This window comes from Telluria sp. AZSoR62 (assembly GCF_058111565.1).
The window spans coordinates 196,238-215,171 of the sequence record NZ_JBYTST010000010.1 but is presented as its reverse complement, the minus strand read 5'-3'; the positions used below and the strand labels follow the sequence as shown (position 1 = coordinate 215,171).

Below are 18,934 nucleotides of genomic sequence, written 5' to 3'. Positions count from 1 at the left end.
CGGATCAGATCAGCCCAGGATATTGGAGAAGCTGCACGCCTTGGCAACACCAATCTTCGGGTCGCCAAAAATCGCATTCGTGCATTGGATCAAGCCGGTAACGATTTTCGACGTATAGCTGCCGTCAGCGCCATATCGAACTTCGCGGGTTCCCGAAACCGTGCAATTGCCATTTTCAGTTGCGCATTGGGTCCACGTGACAACCGGAGCCGTGACATTCGTGCCACCGTAGCTGCATGTTTTGGCGACGTTTGGAGCCGGGTCGCCGAATACCGCGTTCGAACAGTTGATCGAGCCGGTTGCGGTTTTGGTGTAATAGGCCGTTGCTGTACCGTAGCGAATCTGCAGCGTACCATTGAAGGTACAGATGCCGCCTTCCTGAGCGCAAACTGCCCAGGTGCCTGGCACGGGAGCTGGCGCTGGCGCTGGCGCGGTCGTGCCGGCATAGCTGCACGACTTCACGACGTTTGGCGCAGGATCACCGAATACGGCGTTGGAACAGGCGATCGACCCGGTCACGGTCTTGGTCACGTAGGATGTGGCCGTACCATACCGTACCTCGGCACTACCGGAAAACGTGCACATGTTGCCTTCCGTTGCACAGGACGTCCATGTCGACGGAGCAGGCGCCGGAGCTGGCGCGGGGGCAGGTGCCGGCTCCGGAGTTGGCAGGGGTGCAGTCAGACCGGTATCGGATTCGTATGCTCCGATGTCCAGCTGACCCGATACGACCCTGCCCTCGCCGGTGGCGGTGTGCTTGTATTGCGCCACTGGAGCCAAGGACACCCCAACGCTTGAGTTGCCAGGCGCTGAACCAGCGTTAATGACCAGGGCATTTGCAGTCGGATGCAGATCGTAGGCAGCGCGATTGACAAACCCGGGGGCAGCGGCGCGGTAGTTGGTTTTCTCGACGGTCGAGGCCTGGGTACTCAGAGCCCCGGTGCCAGCAAAGATATTGTTCTGCACGAGCACCGGTTTGGTGACACCGCTCCCAACCAATAGGAACGTGCCTCGCGAGCTATCGTCGTTCAAGAAAGTATTGTTCACGACGTAGAGGTCATGTCCCGGGTTGCTTGCCCCTTCCTCGCCATAGGCCACGAGCGATGGATTGCTGTTGGTGGCAGGTTGCTGGATCACATTGCCGATAATGTATGACGTTCCTGCGTTCGGCAGGTTGATTTCATAGCTGGGCTTGCCGCTACCAGCCTGTCCTTCTGGAAGACTGGAAAATCGGTTGTAGACAATGGTGTTGACACGTGCACGCGACTTCAAATTATGGCCAACGTTTGCGTCATGCGAGAAGTTATAGCGGAACGTTAGGCTTGCAACGTTGCCGATGTAAAGGTTATGCGTATAGCCTGCGCCAGTGCCATTCCGGCCGAACTCGCTCGTTTCGATCAAGATATTGCTTTCTTGTACAGGATTCGACAGAATGCCGTTTTCGTTATCGTGCAAGAAGGCTGAACGCAGGGTGAAATTTCTGCCTTCCAGGCGCAATGCGGCACCGTTCTGATCTGCGACACGCGCCCCATACATCTCGACGTTTTCCACTACAACATTGTTGCCGATGACAACCCATGTGCCCTTGCCCATGGCATTACGGCCGCCTGCGTCTATCTTGGGTCGACCGTTGACACCGCGTATTGTCAAATTGCTTGCATAGATTCCGCAGACATCGCCAGTGTAGGTGTTATTGCCTTGGATCTCGACGAGATCGCCGTCCTTGGCAACTGCAATCGCGCTACATGGCGTTGCGAACGTCTTGCCAGGACCGACCGACAGAGTGGACGCTGCGGCAGGTAAAGCCGACATCATTCCTGCGTACACAAGAGCAGTCTGCAAGATAGGGTAAGAAAATTGGCGCATCAATATACCTCTGGTCAAAATAACAAAATATGTGTCCAAAATAAATTTCTCTAAGACACATTTGTTGCGAGGATATACGATACCGTGTGTAAAATCACGTAACCAATTGTAACATTTCGGACTTTTGATAACTTTCACTAAGGTAACATCATACAGCTTTTTCTTCTATAACAAGCCTAAATTACACGATCTGAACGTGATTGGTGAATTTGCGGTTTTTTTGAATGGCTTGCATCTACGGATCAAGCATTGTAAAAATCATTATTTTTTTTGGCCTTACAGCTGTTGCTACGTCGTAATTAGCAAGTTTAGTTAATTATTTTCGAAACTTGCACAGGGATAAATGGTTACAAGCTAGAACATCTGCTTGAGTGTAGCCAGCTCGCTAAAAAAAAGGCCGCAATTTTCATCGCGGCCGATTTTGATGCTGCAAAAGTTCTTAACGCGCGATACTTGAGAAGCTGCAAGACTTTAGGACATTCGGTGCTGGGTCACCAAAAACCTTATTCGAGCAAAGCACACTGCCACTTACTATTTTTGATGCATAGTTTCCATTAGCACCATAACGCATCTCACGTTTGCCTTCAATCTGGCACACTCCGCCTTCAGTAGCACATTGTGTCCAAGTCTCTGATTCGGGCGCCGCAGAATAGCTGCAAGATTTGCTCGCACCAAAAGCGGGGTCGCCGAAAACAGTATTCGAACACAGGAGCGAGGCTGTAGCGATCTTCGTGTAGTAAACCGATGCTGTACCGTAACGCACTTGGCGAGTTCCCGAAAATGCGCAAGTTTTGCCTTCGGTCGCGCAGTTGATCCAGTTTGTCGCTACTGGGACAGGTGCCGGAGTTGGCGCAGGCGCAGTGGTCGTCGATGACAAGGTCGAGACGATGGTGCATGTTTTTGCCAAGTTTGGGCTCGGATCACCAAAGACGGCATTGGAACATGCAATCGAACCCGTTGCAGTTTTCTCGTAATAAGACGTTCCATTACCGTATCGAACTTGACCAGTACCATTGATGAAACAGGTCTCGCCTTCCTTGGCGCAGCTGACCCAACCTGACGAGTCAATCAATGGCGCTGTAAGGGGGGCTGCATCCGACGTCGGGGCGAACATGGGCCTGATAGCAAACTGCGGCGACTTGCTATAGTCGGGCTTCTGAGACCGTTTTTCAAACTGCTCCCAGGCTAGTTTGCCAGCTGCTCCGTTGATATCGGCTGCATAGGCGAGTGCTGGCTGCATGTTTGCAGGGTAACCAATTGTTTCAGCGGCATAGCCTGGCATTTCCCCAACCTTCAGGCCAAGTTTCATTGCCATCGTCATACCGCCGCATTCCATACCCACGTACTCAGGCAAGGTTGCAGCGAATACCTTCGCATAGCTATCGAAGAAAGGCGCGCCAGCATTATCACGAAGCTTGAAACCGTAGTTTGCTGCGAAAAGCCAGCAGGTGTTTTGGGCGGTCAGGCGGTCAATAACGAATTTTCCTTTCCATTGCAGCAGCGTCGCCGCTTTGGTGAAGCCAAGCTCGGACGCATGCCCCACTGCGGATGTAAAGAAGTCATCTTGCCAAGGTGCGATTGCATTGCCGCTGTCGTATTCAAGCGCATAGCCGTTCGTGATGACGCCAAGCTTGTTGCTGGTGCTGGCGTCAGCCGCATAGTTGGTATTGAACCAATCGAGGTTTGCGTCCACGAACTGCATGAAGTGGCTTTTGAGAGGGTGCGCATCGGGCGTGATATAGGCAGCTTCCGCAAGGGTACGCAAGGTCCAGGCCTGACCACGTACCTGGTCGGATTTGACCAATCCCTTCTCAAAACCACGGTAGCCCGGGTTCGACGAGAAAGCACTCCACATTCCCCAGAACTGCAGTTCTTCCAGGTAGTAGAAATCGCCGGTCACCAGGTAGGGAACATAGGCCAGGTTCGGCTGGTGCGAGGTGTCGGCGGTATGGGGCGTATTACAAGCATCCGCGGAAGCGCAGGCGGGGAATGCTTCTGTGCGGTTCGCGGCTGGATTGAACGTGTCGCTGGCACGACCGAGAAGGGTCATGTACGGGTAGTCAACTAGACTGACTGGATAACCGGTCTGTTTATCGCGATAGTGTGACGACCAGCTTCCCGAAAGGTCGGCCGTGCCCAACGTAACCTCGCGTGCACGCTTATCCATGCTCAGTACATACATCGCTGTCCAGCTGGGCAGCAGGCCGATATCGCGCCGTCCACCGCTCATGGGCATATACGGGGAAGCGACGCCGACCCCCATCGGTTCGGTACGTGAACCCGTCCATTCTGCCTTCAAGCTGCTGAGCGAGGTTTCGGGAATGACGAGGCTCTGGTCGTAGTTCGGCACTGCACGGCTACCGATCAGGTATGCCGAGTTATGCTTGACATTGACCTCTGGTGCAGCGCTTCCCCACCAAGCCAGCTTGCGCCAGCGGGCATGGTGCAGGTGGGTCATGCCGGACTTGGCGTACACACTCACACCGCCGACTACGAAGTCGGCGTCGTAAGTGAAGTTTTGAGGTGCGGCTTCGTATGCCCAGTTATTTTCGACTGCGACATCGACGCGTGCTTTCTGTGCCGTTGGATACCAACGAATGGCAAAACGAGCTGTCAAATGCGGGTGCTGGACGCCGGCTGCACTGGTCAGCGGTGCCGATACATGCCATTCATTTGCTTCGGCGCCTGCCAACCAGTTGGTCAACTTCCCATTCCTGATCAGTTGATCTGCAGAAGCGCTGTAGCGTACACCGTTGACCGTAGCATGGAACGACGAGGTAAAGCCTGCAGCAAGGAGTGCCGAGGCAGTAGCAGGTGCCGTGGCTGGCGCAGTGGAACGGACCAATGAGACGGTCTGGATTTCGCTGGCCGCCAGCGAAGGCAACACTGCCGAAATGACGGCATGACGCACCGAGCCGTCAGGATGGGTGGCTTTCACGTCAAGCTGAAGGGGAATGACGGTGCCGTTGGCCAGGCGGCCTTCCAGGCTGCTATTTGCAGCAAGATGTCCCGTCGCGAATACTTGGCCGAACGTGACCGGGACATTAATCTGGGTAGTACTCGAGGTGCTTTCGAACCGCACATCGGTAATAGCACTCGTTGCAGTATTTGTCACACCGGCTGTATTCACGGTGGACAGTGAACGGGACTGCGAAGACAACGACACATTTACCCCGACGTTCTGCTGGCTAGAGCCCTGCAGGGCCACACTGGTATTTTCTTCCGCGGTACCGCCACCGCATGCCACCAGGTTTGCACCGATCAACACGGTACAGGCGACGCGAATGTTCAGGAAATGCAAAGGGAATTTCATTTTGGGGTCTCTTCAGGAGGACGGCTGTTCAATTACGCCGCTGTAAGCCCAAAGGTTACGCCAAAGAAATTTAAATTCCCAGAGGAATCACAAACTAACCCTACATTTTTTCGAAATTTCTACCCTATACAACAGAAGATTTGTCAATGCTTAACACCTGTTAGTTGCAAGCCAACGTCGTTTTGACAATAATTTCTGTTACTTCGACAACTTACAGAAAAAAAGCCCGTTTGCACGGGCTTGTTGGATTCGACGCCTTATTTGGAAGCGGTCACCATATAATCGACGGCCGCCTTCACGTCGGCATCGGGTGCGGTCGAACCTCCCTTTGCCGGCATGACACCAGCTTTGCCTTGGTAGCCTTTGATAGCATGCTCGTACAGGATAGGATTGCCTTGCGCTATGCGGGCAGACCAAGCAGCCTTGTCGCCGACTTTCGGCGCGCCGGCGATACCGGCACCATGGCAAGCGACACACGCGCTGTTATAGAGCGTCTTGCCGACTTCGGCAGTGGCAACTGTCCGAACTGCAGAGGTGGCGGCAGCTGGCGCCGTAGCGGCAACGGCGGGCGCCGCAACGGCAGCAGGGATAGGCATTGCTGAAGTGTTGACGCTTGCTTCCGTAGTCGCAGGTGCTGCTGTCGCAGGCGCTGCAGGCTCCTTGAACGACGCACCGCTCTTATTGGCCAGAAAAACAACAGCGCGTGCAACTTCGACGTTGTCAAGGTCGGGATTGCCACCTTTGGCCGGCATTGCGCGGATGCCTTCGATCGCATGCTTGACCAGAGTGTCATACCCTTGTGCCAGGCGCGCGCTCCAGCCGGCGCTATCGCCAAGTTTCGGGGCGCCAGCCGCGCCACTGTCATGACAGGCGGCGCAGACCGCGGCATACACGGCGCTACCGGCTTGCAGAACGCGAGGAGCATTGGCATCGACCAGGGTAAAGCCTTCCTCCGCTACCGGACGTAGGCGTGCAGCCACGGCCTCGGCGGCTTGGCTATTGGTACCGGCGCCTACCAGACGGTCATTGGTAGCGAAAATCACGAGCAGGATGATGCCGATGACGATGACCAAAAAGAACCCTGCGACCGCTACAATGAGCTGCTTCGGGGTACTGATCAGGGATTGATGTTCATTGTGTGCGTCGCTCATGATTTCCTTAATTCTATTAAAAAAACCTGCCACTACCAGCGCTTGCGATTACATGTTCTTTTGCAAATGCCGTCAAACGGCCGATTATAGACGTAAAGCTGCTGTAGTGTAACGAAATTCAGTACCGTACAGAGCTTGCCCATGGACGCAAGTGGCGAAAGACTGTATCCTTCGCCTCACTTTCTCTCCCTTAACGCGGCTGTAGCTCAGTGGATAGAGTATTGGCCTCCGAAGCCAAGGGTCGTGGGTTCGATCCCCGCCAGCCGCACCAGTCGTATTCATCTTCCTTCGTCGTCCTCCAGGTACTGTTCCGCGCGTCGGCGGATTGCATGCAATGTTTAACGGATTGCTATCGATACACTGCGCACGATTCATGCTTGCTTGGAACATATGTTTCAGAAAATGCTAATATCCGGCGATCGATACAGATGAGCTGGCACTTGGCGTCACGCGGATGTCATGTCGTTTAGCTATCATTCTGGCATCAATGTTGTTACCGGTAGACAAATTCTAAAGGTAAGTTGAGTGTACTTATGCATTCGTGCTAAACTGAAAGTTAGCATAATTGCAAAACTAAATTCTTGAGCGGAATGCGATAATGAAAGCTGATGAAGTCGTCGCAGTTGTAGGGCTGGGTTACGTCGGGTTGCCCCTGGCAGTTGAATTTGGCAAGAAGGGGCGCACCATCGGTTTTGACCTGTCGCGCGCCAAGATCGAACACTATCAACAGTTCGTGGATCCGACCGGCGAAGTCTCGTCGGACGCGCTGCGCGCTGCGAACCAGCTCGAGGTCACCACCGACCCGGCCATGCTGGCGCAGGCAGACTATATCGTTGTGGCCGTGCCGACCCCGGTCGACATCGCGCACAATCCCGACTTCACGCCGCTGGTCGGCGCCAGCAAGTCGGTCGGCAAGCACATGAAGCGCGGCGCAACCGTCGTGTATGAATCGACCGTCTATCCAGGCGCGACCGAGGAAGTGTGCATTCCGATCCTGGAGCGCGAGTCGGGCCTGAAATGGAAGCAGGACTTCAACGTCGGCTTCTCGCCCGAGCGCATCAACCCGGGCGACAAGGAACACACCCTGACCACGATCCTGAAAGTGGTCTCGGGCGACGGCGACGAATCGCTCGAGCGCATCGCCAGCCTGTACGAATCGGTGATCACCGCCGGCGTCTACCGCGCCTCCAGCATCAAGGTGGCCGAAGCCGCGAAAGTCATCGAGAACACCCAGCGCGACCTGAACATCGCGCTGATGAACGAGCTGGCGATCATCTTCGACAAGATCGGCATCGACACCCTCGAGGTGTTGAAGGCGGCCGGTACCAAGTGGAACTTCCTGCCCTTCCGTCCGGGCCTGGTCGGCGGCCACTGCATCGGCGTCGATCCCTACTACCTGACCCACAAGGCCGAAATGGTCGGCTACCACCCGCAGGTGATCCTGGCGGGCCGCCGCATCAACGACGGCATGGCCAAGTTCGTGGCCGAGAAGACCGTCAAGTCGATGATCTCCTCGGGCTTCCACGTCAAGGGCTCGAAGGTCAACGTGATCGGCCTGACCTTCAAGGAAAACTGCCCGGACCTGCGCAACTCGAAAGTGGCCGACATCGTCCACGAACTCGAATCGTATGGCGTCGAGGTGCACGTGTTCGATCCGCAGGCCGACGCCGCCGAAGCGCAGCACGAGTACGGCATCGCGCTCGAGAGCTGGGACAGCCTGCCGAAGGCCGACGCCGTGATCATCGCCGTGCCGCACAAGGAAGTGCTGGCCCTGTCGCTGCCTGACTTCCAGTCCAAGCTCAACGAAGGCGGCTGCTTCATCGACGTCAAGTCGCAGTTCGAGCCGACCGCCCTCCAGGAAGCCGGCTACTGCGTCTGGCGCCTATAACGTTCCGTGGCCGCGCACGTGCGCGGCGACGCCGCCGGCAGCGCCGGCGCGACCCTGAAAGTGTTTCGAAAGTGAACAAGTTCCAAGACGTCCAGCAACACCTGCTGCAGCACCGCTATCACTGGCTCGTGACCGGTGCGGCCGGGTTCATCGGTTCGAACCTGGTCGAGGCGCTGCTCAAGCTCGGCCAGCAGGTCACCGGCCTGGACAACTTCGCAACGGGACACCGCCATAACCTCGACCTCGTGCGCGACGCCGTCGGCGCCGAGGCCTGGACCCGCTTTGCCTTCATCGAAGGCGACATCCGCAGCGAAGCCGACTGCGCCAGCGCCTGCGCCGGCGTCGACTTCGTGCTGCACCAGGCGGCACTGGGCTCGGTGTCGCGCTCGATCGACAATCCGATCATGACCAACGAGGTCAATGTCACCGGCTTCCTCAACATGCTGGTGGCCGCGCGCGACGCGAAAGCGAAGCGCTTCGTCTACGCCGCCTCGAGCTCGACCTACGGCGACCACCCCGACCTGCCGAAGATCGAAGACCGCATCGGCAACCCGCTCTCGCCCTACGCCGTGACCAAGTATGTCAACGAGCTGTATGCCAACGTGTTCGGCCGCACCTACGGCACCGAATCGATCGGCCTGCGCTATTTCAACGTGTTCGGCCCGCGCCAGGATCCGAACGGCGCCTATGCCGCCGTGATCCCGCAATGGGTCGCGGCGCTGATCCGCAACGACGAGCTGCGCATCAACGGCGACGGCGAGACCAGCCGCGACTTCTGCTACATCGACAACGTGGTGCAGGCGAACATCCTGTCGGCCCTGTCCGGCAGCGAAGCGGCCAACCAGGTGTTCAACATCGCGGTCGGCGACCAGACCAGCCTGAACCAGCTGTACGAGACCATGCGCGGCCTGCTGCGTGCGCAGTTCCCGCACCTGGATGCGCACCAGCCGCAGTATGTGGACTTCCGCCGCGGCGACGTACGCCATTCGCTGGCGGACATCTCGAAGGCGGGAGCCCTGCTGGGCTACCAGCCCACGCACCGGATCGGAGAAGGCCTGCAACAGGCGATGGCATGGTATGTGCAACACCTCGCGCCATCTGAGAACAGCAATGCACAACCAAACAAGCAATAAAAATCGGGGAGGCTGCCGTGTTTAGGATCTCTAACCACTACGTGTCGAAGATCGTCTTTCTTCTGCTGTTCGTCGAAGTGATCGTGCTGCTGGGGGCGGCCTACATCGGCTCGGCCCTGCGCATGCTCGAATTCGGCGACGCGGCGACGGCGGCCCATCTGGACCACTTCTTCACCTCGGCAGTTGCCTTCACCGTGGCGATCATCTTCAGCATGAGCGCCATGGGCATGTACCAGCTCGACTACGACGAAGGGCTGCGCCACCCGTTCTTCATGAAGCTGATGCCATCGTTCATGATGGCCTTCGCGATCCTGGCGCTGGTGTTCTACATGGCGCCGGAACTGTCCTTCGGTCGCGGCACCATGGCCGTCGTGTTCATCCTGGGCGGCTTCGGCATCTTCCTGGCGCGCATGGCCTTCTTCAAGTCGTCCGAGGCGCGCATCCTGCAGTCGCGCATCATGTTCCTCGGCGGCGGCCCGCTGGCCAAGGAATGCAGCGAGCTGGCAGCCAAGAATTCGAACTACCACCGCTACGACATCGCCGGCTTCATCCCGAGCCCGAGCGAAGAGCTGTGCATCCCGGCCGAGAACCTGCTGAAGGTGCGCGACGGCGATTCGCTGGTCTCGCTGGCGCGCCAGCACAACGTGTCGGAAATCGTGGTGTCGGTGCAGAACCGCCGCGGCGGCTTCCCGATCAAGGAACTGCTCGACTGCAAGCTGCAAGGCATCCGTGTCACCGATGCAGCCACCTTCTTCGAGCGCGAAACCTGCCAGATCCGGGTCGATTCGCTGCAGCCTTCGTGGCTGGTGTTCGGCGGCGGCTTCGACCAGAGCTTCGTGCGCACCTTCATGAAGCGCACCTTCGACCTGGTGTGCAGCCTGTTGATCCTGTTGATGGCCTTCCCGCTGATGCTGCTGGCGGCGCTGCTGGTCAGGCTCGAAGACGGCGGCCCGGTGTTCTACTCGCAGGAGCGGGTCGGCAAGGATGGCAAGACCTTCCGCGTCCACAAGTTCCGCAGCATGCGCGCCGACGCCGAAAAAGGCGGCAAGCCGCAATGGGCCGCGCAGAACGACCCGCGCGTCACCCGCTTCGGCAACTTCATGCGCAAGACCCGTATCGACGAGCTGCCGCAGATCCTCAACGTGTTCAAGGGCGAGATGTCCTTCGTCGGCCCGCGCCCGGAGCGTCCTTACTTCGTCGAGCAGCTGATCGAAGTGGTCCCGTATTACAACGTGCGCCACAGCGTCAAGCCGGGCATCACCGGCTGGGCCCAGGTGCGCTACGGCTACGGCTCGTCGGCCGAAGACGCGCTGCAGAAGCTGCAGTACGACCTGTACTACGTGAAGAACAACAGCCTGTTCCTCGACGTCCTGATCCTGATTAACACCCTCAAGGTCGTCCTGTTCCGCAGCGGCCGCTGATCCGGCTGCGCCCGGCGGGGCAACCCGCCGGGTGCACTGCACGCGCCGATCCACCTTTCTTCCGCCCCGCGCCGCCACCTTCCACTACATGGATGCCGTCCCCCTGACCAGCATCGCGGTCTACAGCTATGTGCTGGTCGCCGCCAGTTTCCTCGTGCTGGGCGCGCCGCTTGCGGTCCGCCAGCGGCGCCGCCACGACATCGTGCTGGGCCTGGCCTGCCTGTCGAGCGTGCTGTGGGGCGCGGCGCTGGCCTGGGAAGCGGCCTATGGCGTCATGTGGTCGCCCCTGACCGATTGCGCCGAACTGCTGCGCAACGCGGCCTGGTCGGTGTTCCTGGTGGTCTTGCGCGGGCATTTCACCGAAGAAGGCAGCCGCCTGCCGCTGCGCCTGCAGCCGGCGATCCTGCTTGGCGCCCTGGTCTACCTCGGCTGCCTCGGCGCCGCGGCGGCCGGCTGGTGGGATCTGTCGCTGCTGGCCCATTCCGGCGCGGTGCCGGTCGCGGCGCGGGTGGCGATGGCGGTCTCCGGCATGCTCCTGATCGAGCACGTCTACCGTAACCGCACGCTGCACGAGCGCTGGGCGGTCAAATTCGCCTGCCTGGGCATCGGCGCCATGTTCGCCTACGACTTCTACCTGTACAGCAACGTGATGCTGTTCCGCGAAGTCGATCCCGATATCTGGGCCGCGCGCGGCGTGGTCAATGCCCTGACCGTGCCCCTGATCGCGATCTCGCTCGGGCGCAGCAAGCTGTGGTCCTCGCCGCTGGCGGTGTCGCGGCGCGCGATGTTCCACTCGGCCACGCTGTTCGGCTCGGCCCTCTACCTGCTGGCCATGGGCTCGGCCGGCTACTACCTGCGCTATTTCGGCGGCAGCTGGGGCACCGTGATGCAGGTGACCTTCCTGTTCGCGGCCCTGATCCTGCTGGCCGGCGTGCTGTTCTCGGGCAGCTTCCGGGCGCGCCTGAAGGTCTTCATCAGCAAGCACTTCTACCGCTACAACTACGATTACCGCGAAGAGTGGATGCGCTTCACCCGCACCCTGTCCAAGCCGGGCCCGGACCTGGGCGAGCGCGTCATCGAGGCGGTGGCGGCGCTGGTGGAAAGCCCCGCCGGCGCCCTGTGGCAGCGCGGCGAGTCCGGCCACTACGAGCCGGCCGCGCACTGGCGCGGCCCGGCAGTGGCGGCGTCCGAGCCGGCCGATTCGGCCTTTTGCCAGTTCCTGGAGTCGAGCCAGTGGGTGGTCGACCTGCACGAATACGCCCACAGCCCCGGCAAGTACGATGCGCTGGTGCTGCCGGAATGGCTGGGCAGCTATCCGCGCGCCTGGCTGGTGGTGCCCCTGATCCTGCACGCGCGCCTGTTCGGCTTCGTGCTGCTGCAGAACCCGCGCAGCCCGGTCAAGCTGAACTGGGAAGTCATCGACGTGCTCGAGATCGCGGGCAGCCAGGCCGCCAGCCAGCTGGCGCAGCAGGACGCCGCGCATGCGCTGATGGTGGCGCGCCAGTTCGAGTCCTTCAACCGCATGTCGACCTTCGTCGTGCACGACCTGAAGAACCTGGTGCTGCAGCTGTCTCTGATGAATGCCAACGCGGTCAAGCACAAGGACAATCCCGAGTTCCAGGCCGACATGCTCGAGACGATCGACTACTCGGTGCAGAAGATGAAGATCATGCTGCAAAAGCTCAGCCGCATCGAGAACCACGAGCAGCCGCTGGCGCTGTCGGTCGACCAGGTGGTGCGCCAGGCGGTGGCGCTCAAGGCCGCCTTCGAGCCGCGCCCGCAGCTGGCTGTCGACGACCCGCAGCTGCGCGTGCTGGCCGACCGCGAGCGCCTCGAGCGCGTGGTGGGCCACCTGATCCAGAATGCGATCGAAGCGACCCCGCGTACCGGCAGCGTGCAGATCCGCCTGGCGCGCGAAGCGGCCAGCGCCGTGATCGAGATTGCCGATACCGGCGAGGGCATGAGCGAGGAATTCATCCGTGAGCGCCTGTTCAAGCCCTTCGACTCGACCAAGTCGGCCGGCATGGGCATCGGCGTGTTCGAAAGCCGTGAATACATCAATGAACTGGGCGGCAGCCTGGAGGTGAGCAGCAGGCCTGGCGCCGGCACCACCTTCCGTGTCCTGCTGCCGCTCCATCAACAAGAAATGCCGGCGGAGCAGAATGCTTCGCGCGCCGCATGACCCGAGGAAAAACGTGACCCAGACCAAACCGAAACTCTTGATCATCGAAGACGATCCAGGCCTGCAAAAGCAGCTGCGCTGGAGCCTCGATGCCTATGACGTGGTGGTAGCCGGCGACCGCGAGGCGGCGTTGGCCCAGATCCGGCGCCACGAGCCGGCGGTATGCACCATGGACCTCGGGCTGCCGCCCGACCCGGACGGCTCGACCGAAGGACTGGCGACGCTGCAGCAGATCCTGGCGCTGGCGCCGGACACCCGCGTCATCGTCCTGACCGGCAACCAGGACCACACCAATGCGGTCAAGGCGATCGGCATGGGCGCCTACGATTTCCACCAGAAGCCGTGCGATCCGGAAGTGCTCAACCTGGTGATCCAGCGTGCATTCTTCCTGAACAACCTGCAGATGGAAAACCGCCGCATGCAGCAGTCTCAGGCCGACTCGCCGATGTCCGGCGTGATCTCGCGCGACCCCGGCATGCTCAAGGTCTGCCGCAACATCGAGAAAGTGGCGCCGACCTCGGCCTCGGTGATGCTGCTGGGCGAATCGGGCACCGGCAAGGAAGTGCTGGCGCGCGCGCTGCACCAGCTCTCGCCGCGCTCCAAGGAACGCTTCATGGCCATTAACTGCGCCGCGATTCCCGAGAACCTGCTCGAGAGCGAACTGTTCGGCTACGAAAAAGGCGCGTTTACCGGCGCGGCCAAGCAGACCAAGGGCAAGGTCGAACTGGCGCACGGCGGCACCTTCTTCCTCGACGAAGTGGGTGACCTGCCGATGCCGCTGCAGGCCAAGCTGCTGCGCTTTTTGCAGGAGCGCGTGATTGAGCGCATCGGTGGCCACGAAGAGATTCCGGTGGACGTGCGCATCGTCTGCGCAACCCACCAGAAGCTCAAGGAATTGTGCGCCCAGGGCCGCTTCCGCGAAGACTTGTACTACCGCCTGTCCGAGATCGTGGTAACCATCCCGCCGCTGCGCCAGCGCGAGGGCGATGCTGCGCTGCTGGCCCACCATTTCAAGAACAAGTTCTGCGCCGCGGAGTCGCGTCCTTCGCTGCACTTCGCGCCGGATGCGATCGCGGCGATCGAAAGCTATGGCTGGCCGGGCAATGTGCGCGAGATGGAGAACTACATCAAGCGCGCGGTCATCATGGCCGACGGGAACACGATCGTGGCCGACGATCTGGGCTTGCCGGGCGAGGGCGCGGAAGAAGAACCGATCAACCTGCGCCAGGTGCGCGACGAGGCCGAGTACAAGGCCATCGTCAAGGCGCTGGCGCGGGTGGACGGCAATATCGTCAAGGCCTCAGAGGTGCTGGGCGTGAGCCGCCCGACCCTGTACGACCTGATGGGCAGGCACGGCATCAAGACCGGCGCCTGATGGGCCAGCCGCGTAGCCCGCGCGAGTCGCGCCGATCGCGCCGCAAGGCGACATACCTGGTGCTGCTGGCTGTGCCAGTTGTCGGCGCCGTAGGGGTGGCGGTGACGCTGGAGCGCGCGCAGGTGGCTCCCCGCCAGCTCGGACCGTATCTCGAACGCCGCGCCAGCGGCCACAACCCGATTATTACCCAGACCGGCAGCTGGCTGGGCAGGATCATGGTGGCGATCGATCGCGGGCAAGCCGCGCAGCCTGACCTTGCCTCCTTGCGTCTGGGAGCACAGCATACGCCGACGGAGAGCAAACTGGCGACGCGCACCGTGCTGGTGGACAGCATCGACGAACTGCGCGCCGCCATGGCCAGCGCCAGGCCCGGTGATGCCATCACCTTGTTGCCAGGTCAGTACCGTATCATGCAAACGATCGATGCAGTGCGCCCTGGTACCGAACTCGCGCCCATCACGGTGCGTGCAAGCCAGCCCGGCACTGTTACGATGGAACAGCAATCCGTCGAAGGTTTCCGCATCACTGCTCCCTGGTGGCGCTTCGAGAACCTGACCATACGCGGGGTGTGTGCCGACGACTCTTCCTGCGAGCATGCGTTTCACATCACAGGCGGGGCGCAACATGTCGCCGTGGTCAACAACGTGGTGGCCGATTTCAATGCCCATGTCAAGATCAACGGTGAAGGCGGGCGCTTCCCCGACCACGGCCTGATCGGCGGTAATACGCTGACCAACACCCATGTGCGTGCTACTGCCAATCCGGTCACCCCGATCGACCTGGTCGCGGCCAGTCACTGGACGATCCGGCGCAACCTGATCAGCGACTTCGCCAAGGCCGGTGGAGACGGCGTCAGCTACGGCGGCTTCGCAAAGGGCGGAGGCGAGAACAATCTGTTCGAACAGAACCTGGTCTGGTGCGAACGCAGCCTGACCGGTTTGCCCGGCCAGCGCGTCGGCCTTTCGCTCGGTGGCGGCGCCACCGGCAAGCCCTACTGCCGCGACCGCGCCTGCGTCGTCGAGCAGCAGGGCAGCACGTTGCGCAGCAACCTGATCGCCGCCTGCTCGGACGTGGGCATCTACCTGAACAATGCCGCCCAAAGCAGCGTAGTGCATAACAGCCTCGTCGACACGGCCGGCATCGACGTCCGGTATGCCGGCAGCAGTGCAGAACTGGAGGGCAATCTGGTCGATGGCGTCATCCGCAGCCGTAACGGCGGAGCCGTGCGAGAACGCGACAACCTGGCCACTGCACCGGTGTATGCCTATGCCGGCTATCATCCGGTGCGGGCGCTGTACAAGGCGTCGGGCTTGGGGTGGCGCGATGCGCCGGTGCGCCGTACGGGGGCCATGAACCCGCCGGCCGACTTGTGCGGCCAGGCACGCACGGCGGCGCCCGCCTATGGCGCATTCGACGATTTCGCGCCTTGCCTCGCGCCGGCGGCGGTCAGTTCGTCCATCAGCGTCGCCAATTGAGCTGTCCGTGCACGGCGGCCCTGGGCCTGGACGAAAGCCGATGGCGCTAGCGGCGCCTTCCCACGCCCGGCCAGGTCGAGCAAGCGCACCAGCGCGTGCGCAATCGCTCCGGCATTGTCCAGCGGCGCTACGGTATCGATGCCTGCGGAGCGCATCACGCCAGCCGTGTCGCCTTCCGGATCGGTCAGCGCCAGCAGCGGCCGTCCGGCGCGCAGATATTCGTACAGCTTGGCCGGCACCTGGTCATTGCAGTTGGCGGCTTGCAGCACAAGCAGGGCATCGGCGGCCAGCATTTCCGCCAGGGCCGCGCCGTAGGGCAGGGGCGGCGCAATCTCCACCAACGCTTCGATGCCATGCTCGCGCGCCAACCCAGCGAGCAAGGCGTCGTGCACCGGCGCCCGCAGCACCAACCTGAACGTGTGGGAGGCAAGCACGCCCGCTTGCGCAAGGCTGCCCAGCGCTGCGAACAGCGCGCCAGGATCGCGTTCGGATGGATACACGATTCCGCTGTGAAGCAGGACGAACGGTCCTCCGGTCACGCGCGGAACAGGCGCTACCTGGCTGAATTCTTCTTCGTCGAATCCGTTTTCGATTAAGCAAAAGCGCTCCGGCGGAATGTCAGGGTAACGCGCGCGATAGCTGCGTATTGCTCCCGGCGTCGTGCAGACGGCGCGCGTGCAGTGGCGCACGGTCAGACGCTCTACCCAGGCCGCGGCGCGGCGCATCCAGTATCCGGCCGGGTGTACCGCATCGATCATCGGATCTCGCAAGTCGGCGATCCATGGCAATCCGGTGCATCGGTGCAGCACGAGGCCGATCAGGTGCGCGCTGGCGATAGGATAGGTAGACCAGATCAGCGCGGGACGCTCGCGGCGCACCAGCTGTAAGCCAGCCGGCACCGCGCCGAGGATCCAGGAAGCCCAGCGGTCGGGCAGCGCCATGAACTGGCTGTAGCGCCCGCGCAGCGCCAGATGACGCGCTGTATCGAGCGCGAACGCGCGAGTTACCAGAGCCGGTCCGCCATAGGGCGTGCCGCCCGCGTCGGTATAGGCACGCGGATGCGCGCTCAATACCAGAGGTTGCCAGCCGAGCGCAGGCAAATACTGGGCAAATTTCAAGGTTCGCTGGATGCCGCTGCTGCCGCGCTGGGGCGGGAAATGAAACGCCACCATCAGTACCTTGTTCACCACTTGGACATCCAGTCGCAGGTCCAGTCGACGACCTGTTCGTGCCACTCCCGGTGCGAGCAGGTGTGGTCGGCGCCCGGCAAGTGATGACGGGTCAGGCGCGCGCCCGCCAGCACGCTGCGCCAGCGCGGGTCGCTGTCGGCCACGTCGGCAAATTCCTGCGCGGTCAGGTCGGCGCCGCTGAGCATGACCAGCAGGGGCCCATCGAAGCGCGCCAGGCCTGCCGCCATGCGCTGCGGCAGCGATGCCTCGGGCGGCGCGACGGCGTGTGACTTCAAGGCGCTGCCTGCCAGCCGGAAGGCCGACGACAGCGCGGCCCGCAGATCGAATCGTCCGCGCAGAATCTTGGTCCATAGTTCGCGCTGGAAGAGGCGCGCGCGGTAGTAGTGCTTGATGGTGGCCTTGGCGGCGCCTCCCTCGGTACGCACCCAGGGGTTGAGCAGGGCCAGGCCGCCCACGCGCGTGTCATCCGCCGCGTAGAAGGCAATCGCCGACGCGCCGTCGCACAAGCCCCACAGCGCGATATTGCGCAGTCCCGTTATCGTGCGCGTGAAGCAGTCGAGCGCTGCACGCAGGTCGGCGCCGACGTCTTCGAAGCTGCGGGTGTCGCCTTCGCTGTCGCCCATCCCGCGGTAGTCGAAGCGCATTGCCGCCACCCCGCGCGCCGCCAGGCTGCGCGCCAGCAATGTGAACTGACGGTGGCTCCCGGCGCGGTATTGCGGTCCCCCGACTACGATTAGCACGCCGCGGGTCGTAGGAATGGCAGCTGCGGGTCGGCTGACAATGCCGTAAAGGCGCATGCCCTCGCACTCAAACGAAACCGGAATTTCATCAATCGGTTCATGCGTCCGGATGTCGGTCATTGCGCTTCTCCTGCCAGCAAGGCCACCGTGGCAGCCCGCAGTTGCGGGCACTCTGCGATCTCCTGCGTGTTCCAGCAGGCCTCATCGTGAACAGCTTGCAGTTGAACCTGCGCGCCCTGCACGCCCCATGCCCAGGCCAGTTGTTGCGAGGCCGGGGACGTGGAGCGCCCTGCGGCCTGGACGACATCGAGCCAGTATACGGGTGCTGCAGGTGTCGGCAAGGCAGCCGCGTCCAATGCTTCGAGTGCCTGCGCGAGTTCCGGCGCCACCAGGTAGCCGCCGATCTCCAAGGCATGCATGCGCAAGGAAGCACGCAGGGCCTGGCTGTCGGCCTTGCCGCCGCTGAGCATTTCGCTGGCCAACCGCATTCGTAGCAGCTGGTGCAGATAGACCGCACCGCGCAGCACGGGTTGCCACAGCATGAAGCGGGCAATAGGCAAAGCTGCGCCGCCCGCGTAATCCAGCGCCAGCAACCCACCCAAGCGCACTCCCCATAGGCCGACCATGCAGCCGGTTTCCTGCGCCAGCCAAGCGTGGCCGAGCGCAAGATCGGCGCGCCAGGCATCCCAGCGCGCCTCGCTGAAATCGCCGTCGCTATCGCCGGTTCCATGCAGGTCGAGTTGGAGGACGGCGCATCCCTGGACCGCCAATGCGCGTGCGGCCAGCGCTGCCGCGCGCCGGGTGCGGTTCATTTCTTCACCGAAGGGCGGCACGTACAGCAAGGCGGCACGCACGTCGCCATGCGCCGGGTGATACACGCAGTAGCGCCGCCCGCTCGCCGTGGGCAGGAAGAAATGCCGTGCCGGCAACGGCGCGGTCATTGCGCGGTTTTCTGTTCCACGAAGGCGGCCAGGCTGCCCACTGTCTCGAAGGTGCTGGCGCTGATATCCTCGTCGTCGATCATGATGCCGAAACGTTCCTCGATGGCGGCGATCACGCTGACCACCGCCATCGAGTCGAGCTCGGGAATGGCGCCCAGGAGGGGCGACTTCGCACCCAGGGACTGCGCGGCGGCGCCGAGACCGAGGACATCTGCCAGGAGATTCTTTACTTCGTCGAGGTACATGTGCTGCTCCATTG

General features: G+C 61.4%; 13 protein-coding genes and 1 tRNA gene. 7 read left to right on the top strand and 7 right to left on the bottom strand.

Annotated features, from left to right (window positions below; all coding sequences use genetic code 11):
* Positions 1–9 precede the first annotated feature (9 nt).
* The 3 genes from AC3XQU_RS16850 to AC3XQU_RS16840 form a co-directional block, all read right to left on the bottom strand.
* Positions 10–1,905 carry a right-handed parallel beta-helix repeat-containing protein gene (locus AC3XQU_RS16850; RefSeq protein ID WP_489875313.1) on the bottom strand — a complete coding sequence of 632 codons (1,896 nt, stop codon included), beginning with the start codon at positions 1,903–1,905 and terminating at the stop codon, positions 10–12.
* Positions 1,906–2,305: 400 nt separating this feature from the next.
* Entirely contained in the window at positions 2,306–5,179 is a 2,874-nt protein-coding gene (locus AC3XQU_RS16845; protein WP_489875312.1) for an RIFT barrel domain-containing protein, read from the bottom strand.
* A 257-nt stretch (positions 5,180–5,436) separates the two neighbouring features.
* On the bottom strand, positions 5,437–6,330 hold the full coding sequence (locus AC3XQU_RS16840) for a c-type cytochrome (RefSeq protein ID WP_489875311.1): 894 nt from the start codon (positions 6,328–6,330) through the stop codon (positions 5,437–5,439).
* A 195-nt stretch (positions 6,331–6,525) separates the two neighbouring features.
* On the opposite strand from AC3XQU_RS16840, the gene AC3XQU_RS16835 reads away from it, so the two are divergent.
* The 7 genes from AC3XQU_RS16835 (at position 6,526) to AC3XQU_RS16805 (ending at position 15,804) form a co-directional block, all read left to right on the top strand.
* Positions 6,526–6,601: transfer RNA gene (locus tag AC3XQU_RS16835), tRNA-Arg, on the top strand.
* 327 nt (positions 6,602–6,928) lie between these two features.
* Entirely contained in the window at positions 6,929–8,218 is a 1,290-nt protein-coding gene (locus tag AC3XQU_RS16830) for a nucleotide sugar dehydrogenase (RefSeq protein WP_489875310.1), read from the top strand.
* 71 nt (positions 8,219–8,289) lie between these two features.
* Complete coding sequence (locus tag AC3XQU_RS16825; protein WP_489875309.1) at positions 8,290–9,351, top strand: SDR family oxidoreductase; 1,062 nt, start codon at positions 8,290–8,292, stop codon at positions 9,349–9,351.
* A gap of 17 nt (positions 9,352–9,368) precedes the next feature.
* On the top strand, positions 9,369–10,772 hold the full coding sequence (locus AC3XQU_RS16820; RefSeq protein WP_489875308.1) for a TIGR03013 family XrtA/PEP-CTERM system glycosyltransferase: 1,404 nt from the start codon (positions 9,369–9,371) through the stop codon (positions 10,770–10,772).
* A gap of 88 nt (positions 10,773–10,860) precedes the next feature.
* Positions 10,861–12,954 carry an XrtA/PEP-CTERM system histidine kinase PrsK gene (gene prsK, locus AC3XQU_RS16815; protein WP_489875307.1) on the top strand — a complete coding sequence of 698 codons (2,094 nt, stop codon included), beginning with the start codon at positions 10,861–10,863 and terminating at the stop codon, positions 12,952–12,954.
* Positions 12,955–12,967: 13 nt separating this feature from the next.
* Positions 12,968–14,329 (top strand): PEP-CTERM-box response regulator transcription factor, encoded by a 1,362-nt coding sequence (gene prsR / locus AC3XQU_RS16810; protein ID WP_489875306.1) that lies wholly within the window; start codon positions 12,968–12,970, stop codon positions 14,327–14,329.
* Positions 14,329–15,804 carry a right-handed parallel beta-helix repeat-containing protein gene (locus AC3XQU_RS16805; RefSeq protein ID WP_489875305.1) on the top strand — a complete coding sequence of 492 codons (1,476 nt, stop codon included), beginning with the start codon at positions 14,329–14,331 and terminating at the stop codon, positions 15,802–15,804. The genes prsR and AC3XQU_RS16805 overlap by 1 nt, the downstream gene beginning before the upstream one ends.
* On the opposite strand, the gene AC3XQU_RS16800 is transcribed toward AC3XQU_RS16805, so the two are convergent.
* The 4 genes from AC3XQU_RS16800 to AC3XQU_RS16785 are packed head-to-tail and all read right to left on the bottom strand — an operon-like array spanning position 15,729 to position 18,920.
* Complete coding sequence (locus AC3XQU_RS16800; RefSeq protein WP_489875304.1) at positions 15,729–16,991, bottom strand: glycosyltransferase; 1,263 nt, start codon at positions 16,989–16,991, stop codon at positions 15,729–15,731. The two genes, AC3XQU_RS16805 and AC3XQU_RS16800, sit on opposite strands and share 76 nt — an antisense overlap.
* Positions 16,988–17,854 carry a hydrolase 1, exosortase A system-associated gene (locus AC3XQU_RS16795; RefSeq protein WP_489875303.1) on the bottom strand — a complete coding sequence of 289 codons (867 nt, stop codon included), beginning with the start codon at positions 17,852–17,854 and terminating at the stop codon, positions 16,988–16,990. Before AC3XQU_RS16795 ends, AC3XQU_RS16800 begins: the two co-directional genes overlap by 4 nt.
* Positions 17,851–18,675 (bottom strand): hydrolase 2, exosortase A system-associated, encoded by an 825-nt coding sequence (locus AC3XQU_RS16790; protein ID WP_489875302.1) that lies wholly within the window; start codon positions 18,673–18,675, stop codon positions 17,851–17,853. Before AC3XQU_RS16790 ends, AC3XQU_RS16795 begins: the two co-directional genes overlap by 4 nt.
* On the bottom strand, positions 18,672–18,920 hold the full coding sequence (locus tag AC3XQU_RS16785) for an acyl carrier protein (RefSeq protein ID WP_489875301.1): 249 nt from the start codon (positions 18,918–18,920) through the stop codon (positions 18,672–18,674). The genes AC3XQU_RS16790 and AC3XQU_RS16785 overlap by 4 nt, the downstream gene beginning before the upstream one ends.
* Between the last annotated feature and the right edge of the window lie 14 nt (positions 18,921–18,934).

Excerpts from the sequence above, each read along its gene's own strand:
- AC3XQU_RS16845 (WP_489875312.1), bottom strand. The coding sequence starts at position 5,179 with ATGAAATTCCCTTTGCATTTCCTGAACATTCGCGTCGCCTGTACCGTG.
- AC3XQU_RS16840 (WP_489875311.1), bottom strand. The coding sequence starts at position 6,330 with ATGAGCGACGCACACAATGAACATCAATCCCTGATCAGTACCCCGAAG.
- AC3XQU_RS16830 (WP_489875310.1), top strand. The coding sequence starts at position 6,929 with ATGAAAGCTGATGAAGTCGTCGCAGTTGTAGGGCTGGGTTACGTCGGG.
- prsK (WP_489875307.1), top strand. The coding sequence starts at position 10,861 with ATGGATGCCGTCCCCCTGACCAGCATCGCGGTCTACAGCTATGTGCTG.
- AC3XQU_RS16805 (WP_489875305.1), top strand. The coding sequence starts at position 14,329 with ATGGGCCAGCCGCGTAGCCCGCGCGAGTCGCGCCGATCGCGCCGCAAG.
- AC3XQU_RS16795 (WP_489875303.1), bottom strand. The coding sequence starts at position 17,854 with ATGACCGACATCCGGACGCATGAACCGATTGATGAAATTCCGGTTTCG.
- AC3XQU_RS16790 (WP_489875302.1), bottom strand. The coding sequence starts at position 18,675 with ATGACCGCGCCGTTGCCGGCACGGCATTTCTTCCTGCCCACGGCGAGC.
- AC3XQU_RS16785 (WP_489875301.1), bottom strand. The coding sequence starts at position 18,920 with ATGTACCTCGACGAAGTAAAGAATCTCCTGGCAGATGTCCTCGGTCTC.